The 6686-nt window shown below is 58.4% G+C and carries 5 protein-coding genes; all 5 read left to right on the top strand.

Features of this window, described 5'->3' with window-relative positions; genetic code table 11:
- Positions 1 to 141: 141 nt before the first annotated feature.
- The gene (locus LJE91_08785) at positions 142 to 765 is read left to right on the top strand and encodes a UbiX family flavin prenyltransferase (GenBank protein ID MCG6868804.1); all 624 of its coding nucleotides are present in this window, start codon (positions 142 to 144) and stop codon (positions 763 to 765) included.
- Positions 766 to 1017: 252 nt separating this feature from the next.
- Positions 1018 to 1404 (top strand): thioredoxin, encoded by a 387-nt coding sequence (gene trxA / locus LJE91_08790; protein MCG6868805.1) that lies wholly within the window; start codon positions 1018 to 1020, stop codon positions 1402 to 1404.
- Between the two features lie 255 nt (positions 1405 to 1659).
- Entirely contained in the window at positions 1660 to 3651 is a 1992-nt protein-coding gene (locus tag LJE91_08795) for a heparinase II/III family protein (protein ID MCG6868806.1), read from the top strand.
- Positions 3652 to 4013: 362 nt separating this feature from the next.
- Positions 4014 to 5327, top strand: coding sequence for a nucleotide sugar dehydrogenase (locus LJE91_08800; GenBank protein MCG6868807.1), 1314 nt, complete (start codon positions 4014 to 4016; stop codon positions 5325 to 5327).
- Positions 5311 to 6546 (top strand): glycosyltransferase family 4 protein, encoded by a 1236-nt coding sequence (locus LJE91_08805; protein MCG6868808.1) that lies wholly within the window; start codon positions 5311 to 5313, stop codon positions 6544 to 6546. Before LJE91_08800 ends, LJE91_08805 begins: the two co-directional genes overlap by 17 nt.
- The last annotated feature ends 140 nt before the right edge of the window (positions 6547 to 6686 follow it).

The following is a 6686-nucleotide window of genomic DNA, read 5'->3' on the forward strand; positions in this document are numbered from 1 at the left end:
TCGTTCGTCATCCAGGCGCGACAACTGGCGCATAGTCGAACTATGCAACGGTTGTCGCAACACAGAGGACGGACGAAAAGACAAGCAGGGTGGTATGTCATTTGACAGAAATCGCCTAAGGCCTGTGGGCTTGGTGTCGGCATGAATCGATTCGAGAAAACCATCTCTGTCGCCATCACGGGCGCCTCGGGCGCCGCCTACGCGATCCGTCTGCTCGAGTGTTTGCTCGGGGCGCGCGTGCAGGTGTATCTGATGATCTCCAGACCCGGGCAGATCGTCCTTGGCACCGAGACCGACATCGACCTCCCTGGACGACCGGCGGGAATACAGCGACTCCTGGGTGAGCAATTCGGCGCCACCGGGGGTCAACTCAGGGTTTTTGGACAGGATGAATGGACCGCGCCGGTGGCTAGCGGCTCCTCGGCCCCGGATGCGATGATTGTCTGTCCCTGCACCACTGGCACGCTGGCGGCGATCGCCACGGGGGTCAGCCGGAGCCTCCTGGAGCGGGCCGCCGATGTGGTGCTGAAGGAGGGGCGCCGACTGGTACTCGTGGTCCGGGAGACACCGTTCTCCGCGATTCATCTCGAGCATATGCTCGGACTGGCTCGCCTGGGGGCCGTCATCCTGCCGGCGAATCCGGGATTCTACCTTCACCCGGAGACGGTGTCCGATCTGGTCGACTTCGTGGTGGCGAGGGTGCTCGATCAGGTCGGCGTCCCGCACGGGTTGTCCTCGCGATGGGGGGAAGTGCCCGGCCGGTAGCCCGTTGAATGCCACGGCATGCCACGGCCGGCGATACGGTATCCGGCTCTCCTCCCCGAGAGTCGCTTAAAATCTACAACATAATCAGCAAGATATGGTCTTATGCCGATGCTGGACGGCCTGTCTGGCCGCGGATCGCGACAGAAGGCTCACGACGCGCCGGAATGACGAATCCAATTGTAATTCTCCTGCCGTTCCCGTAGTGTTTAACGGCTAATGGGTTGAATTTTAAGGTGACCGTTGGAGGCGCTCGTGGCAATTGTTCAGTTTACCAAAGACAATTTCAACGAACATATAGAAAACAATACCATCGTGATCATTGATTTCTGGGCGGAATGGTGCGGGCCCTGCAAGAGTTTCGCTCCGATCTTCGAGGCGGTTTCCGAGAATCACACCGACGTGGTCTTCGGCAAGGTGGATACCGAGGCCGAGCGTGAACTCGCGGCGGCCTACCAGATTCGTTCGATCCCCACCCTGATGTTACTGCGCGAGCAGATTCTCCTCTTCTCCCAGCCGGGTATGCTGTCTCCCGCGCAGCTCGAAGACATCCTCGGTAAGGCGAAGGCCCTGAACATGGACGAGATCAGGGAGCAGATTGCCGAGCAGGAACGCACGAACGCGGAAGGGAAATCCGCCTGATTCGAACGCGGGACCCTGGTGGACAAAACCGTGGTACAGCGGTATTCGTCCGATCGGGAATCATTTCTCGCGGAAGCAGACTCAAGGACCCGGAAGATCGGGTCAGTCCCAAACAGACATGGCCCGACGTGGTTGCGCGTTACACCGCGAAGAAAGATTAAGAAGAAAGATTAAAGAAGAAAGATAATATCCCGCGGTTTGGTGGATCGCGCAGGTGCGCCTGCGTTGCCTGGGCGTGTCGGTAAGGGAGGATGAATGCAACAGATCGACTGGTACCTGAACCGTCTCAGGATGATGTCGCCGGGCGAGGTGCTCTACCGTGTCAGGAGCAACTTGCAGAGCAAGTTTCGGCAGATTTGCATGAAGTGCGCTCAGGGCACCAAACAGCCGGTGATTCCTGAGCGCCAGGACCACTGGCTTTCCCCGGGGCAGTATTTTAACACCGACGGCTACCTGTCGGAAGCCGGCTCGATCATGGACGGCAAGATGCGATTGTTCGCCATCGATGCGTGCAACGTCGGATCGCAGCCGTCTTGGAATACGGACCCGTTGACGGGGACCTCCGCGCCACTGACCTTTGGTCTGAGTCTCGACTACCGCGATGAGAGGCTGGTCGGGAACATCAAGTACCTCTGGGAGCTGAACCGGCACTACCAGATGGTGCGTCTGGCGCAGGCCTGGCATTTGACGGGATCGAACGAGTACCTGGTCGGACTGCGGGAGCTATTGGAATCCTGGCTGGATCAGTGTCCGTATCTCAAGGGACCGAACTGGTCCAACTCCCTGGAACTCGGGATTCGGTTGATCAACTGGTCGGTGACATGGCAGCTGATCGGTGGATCCTCGTCGGTCCTTTTCGAGGGCAGCGAGGGGAGGCAATTCCAGTCCCGCTGGTTGAAGTCGATTTACCAGCATGCGGATTTCATCTCCAGTCGTTTCTCGAAGTACTCGTCCGCGAACAATCATCTGATTGGTGAGGCTGCGGGGTTGTTTGTTGCCGCATGCACGTGGCCTTTCTGGGACGAGATGGACGCCTGGCGGGATACGGCCTTTGAAATCCTCACCAGGGAGGCCGTTGCCCAGAACGGTCCGGATGGCGTGAATCGTGAGCAGGCGGTTTCCTATCAACAGTTCGTGCTGGATTTTCTGCTGGTATCCGCATTCGCCGGCGAGGCGCGTGGCGTAGAATTTCCCCGCGAGTACTGGCGCAGGATCGAGTTGATGATGGATTTCATCGCCTCGATCATGGACGTATCCGGGAACGTGCCCATGATCGGAGACGCGGACGATGGATACGTCGTCCAGCTTTCCAAGGACCCCGGGTTCTGTCCCTATCGTTCGCTGCTGGCCACGGGCGCGGTGTTGTTCAACCGACCCGAATTCAAGATGAAGGCCGGCGAGCTGGACGACAAGACGCGATGGCTGCTGGGTGAGAAGGCACAGGGCAGGTACGATTCGCTTTCACGCAGTGACGAGCCGTTGCCGGTCCGCAGGGCGTTTCCCGACGGCGGCTATTACGTGATGGGATCGAATTTCGAAACCGACCGGGAGATCCGGATCATCATTGACTCCGGAGAGCTTGGCTATCTCAGCATCGCGGCGCACGGTCATGCCGACGCCCTTGCCTTCACGATGTCGGTCGCGGGAAAGGAGATCCTGGTCGATCCTGGCACCTATTCCTATCACACGCTGCCACGCTGGAGAAACTATTTCCGGGGGACGGCTGCACACAATACGGTCGTGGTGGACGGCAAGAACCAGTCGGTCATCGGCGGAAACTTCATGTGGGTCAAACACGCCAGTGCGGCGTGCCGGAAGTGGGAGCCGGGAGAGAAACGCGACATATTTCGAGGCTTACACGACGGTTACAAACAATTGACCGATTCTGTGATTCACTACCGTGATATGTGGCTCGACAAGACGGACAATCGTGTCCGCGTCGAGGACAGGCTCACTTGCAAGGACCGGCATACGGCCGAGCGGGTCTGGCATTTCGGGGAGCAGTGTCGCATCAGTACCCGCGGTTCCACCATCCTTGTGGAAAATGCCGGCGTACGGGCTACTTTCACACCGCAGGAGAAGGACGTGGAGTGTCTCCTGCTGAGTCAAAGCGATTCTCCTCCGGGTGGCTGGGTATCGCGTCGATTTGATGTCAAAGCGCCTGCCTTTACCGTCGTATGGAAATCGAAGATCAAGGGCACAACCCGCCTGGGGAGCACAATCGAGCTGGAGTTCCCAGACGACTAGAAGTTTCGCGCTGATTCCGAGAGCATCGAAAATGCGGGGTGCTGTCCCCGCCTCGGAGGGACTGCGCTTTTCAGGGGCGGGTTGGAACGTCTGCCCGATGAGTTACCGGCGAACGGATTGTGACCGAGGCGGCCGAGGCGGACATGATCCGCGCGCTTCGGTTCTCGCTTTCGCACTGACGTTATCGGGTGTGAGTGGTTCCGGTTGCCCTCGGTAGCCTGAATCTCGGGGTGTACTTCGCACCTTCGGCGAAATCGGATTTCCCACTTGTCTTCGCTTTTGAACCAGATATTGATCCGGATGGTGTCACGGTGACGTGACCCATGCCGATTGCGGGATTCCATCCAAACTTGAGGGTCGAGATGAAAATTAGCGTATTTGGACTGGGGTATGTGGGCGCCGTGTCGGCGGGTTGTCTGGCTAACGACGGACACCGGGTGATCGGTGTGGACCCGAACACTACGAAGGTGAAGCTGATCAACTCGGGGAAGACGCCGATCATCGAGAAGGACATCGGGAAAATCATCCAGGCATCCGCGGAACAGGGAAGGTTGAGCGCCACAACCGATTCCCGCGAGGCGGTCAACGAAACCGATATCTCGCTGGTCTGTGTCGGAACGCCCAGCAACTACAACGGCAGCCTGGATCTGAGATATGTGCGACTTGTTTGCGAGGAAATCGGCGCGGCGATTCGCGATAAATCGGAGTTTCACACCGTCGTGCTCCGCAGCACCATGCTGCCGGGTACGATGCGGGATCTGGTGATCCCCACACTGGAGGGAAGTTCCGGCAAGACCGCAGGCAAGGACTTCGGGGTCTGCAACAATCCGGAGTTCCTGCGCGAGGGGACCGCAGTCTACGACTACTATCATCCGCCCAAGACCGTTATCGGCGAAACCGATCCCGCTGCTGGTGACAAACTGGCGGAGCTCTACAAGAACCTCGACGCCCCACTGATCCGGACCAGCGTGGAGACCGCTGAGATGGTCAAGTACGTCGACAACGTATGGCACGCGCTCAAGGTCGGTTTTGCAAACGAGATCGGCAACATCTGTAAGCCCCTGGGGATCGATGGTCACAAGGTCATGGACATCTTCTGCCAGGATACCAAGCTGAATCTGTCACCTTACTATCTCAAGCCCGGATTCGCTTTCGGCGGTTCCTGTCTGCCCAAGGACGTCAGGGCCCTGACCTACAAGGCGAAGAGTATGGACCTGGATCTGCCGATCCTTCAGGGGATCCTGCCCAGCAACGAACGTCAGGTCGACAAGGGCATCCAGATGGTCATGCGCCAGGAAGGCAAGAAGGTTGCCATCCTGGGAATGAGCTTCAAGGCCGGCACCGACGACCTTCGGGAGAGCCCAATTGTCGAGCTCATCGAACGGCTGCTGGGCAAGGGCTACGAACTCAGCATCTACGACCGAAACGTCAGAATGGCGGCACTGACTGGCGCCAACAAGGACTTCATCCTGAACAAGATTCCGCATATCTCACGCCTGATGGTGGATTCACTCGACAAGGCGGTCGAAGGTGCCGATTCCATCGTCATCGGCAACGGAGATCCCGAGTTCCGGGATGTCCCGGGTCGTGTTGCGGGCAAACAGGCGGTCATTGACCTCGTTCGGATCGACGATTCCCTGAGATCTGGCGAGCGCTACGATGGCATCTGCTGGTAGGCCCCGGCGCGTACTGTTCATCGTCGAGAACCTGCCGGTACCCTTCGACCGAAGGGTCTGGCAGGAAGCGACGACGCTGAAGCAGGCCGGTTACGAGGTATCGGTGATCTGCCCGAAGGGCAAGGATTACAGGGCATCCAGTGAAGTCATCGACGGCATCAATATCTACCGACACCCGCTGCCCTTCGAGGGCAGCGGTGCGGTCGGTTACGCACTGGAATATTCCACGGCGTTGTTCTGGGAGTCCGTACTCGCCTGGAAGGTGTTTTTCAAGCATGGCTTCGATGCAATACACGCCTGTAACCCGCCGGACAACATTTTTCTCATCGGGCTGTTCTTCAAGCTGTTTCGCAAGCGCTATCTGTTCGATCATCACGATATCAATCCGGAACTTTACGAGGCGAAGTTCGGACGGCGCGACTTTTTCTACAAGCTGATGGTGGCCTTCGAACGATGGACGTTTCGTACCGCCGACGTGTCCATCGCCACCAACGAGTCCTACCGAAGAATTGCCATCGAGCGTGGCGGCATGGATCCGGATCGCGTCTTTGTCGTACGCAGCGGCCCCAATCTCGATCGGCTCAGGCTCATCGATCCGGTACCCGCGCTCAGAAACGGCAGGAAGTACCTCGTCGGATACGTGGGGGTGATGGGACAGCAGGAAGGTATCGACTACCTGCTCCGCTCGATTCGCCATATCGTCGTCGATTTGGGTAGAGACGATATCCAGTTCGGCCTGGTCGGTGGTGGCACCGAGCTCGATGAGTTGAAGACTTACGCGCGGGAACAGGGAGTCGAGGAGTACGTGACCTTCACGGGCCGTGTCCCGGACCAGGATCTGCTCGAGATGCTCAATACGGCGGATGTCTGCGTCAATCCGGACGTGGCCAACGATATGAACGACAAGTCCACCATGAACAAGATCATGGAGTACATGGCGCTGGGCAAACCGATCGTACAGTTTGACCTGACCGAGGGCCGGTTTTCCGCACAGGAGGCATCCCTGTACGCGAACCGGAACGACGAGGACGACTTTGCCCGGAAGATCGTCGAACTCGTGGATGATCCCGAGAAGCGGGCCCGGATGGGACGGTTCGGGCGGCGGCGCGTCGAGGAGGAACTGGAGTGGCAGTACGAGGTCCCGAGGCTGCTGGGTGCCTACGACGTGCTTTTCGGGTCACGAACCGCGGGCAAGGCGACGGGAGAGGTGTCGGTATAAGGCGATTTCTGTCAAATGACATACCATCCTGCTTGTCTTTGTCGTCCGTCCTCTGTGTTGCGACAACAGTGACATAGTTCGACTATGCGCCTGTTGTCGCGCCTTGATGACGAACGAAAATCCGACGCGATCTGGTATAT

It is taken from the genome of Gammaproteobacteria bacterium (assembly GCA_022340215.1).
GTDB lineage: Bacteria > Pseudomonadota > Gammaproteobacteria > JAJDOJ01 > JAJDOJ01 > JAJDOJ01.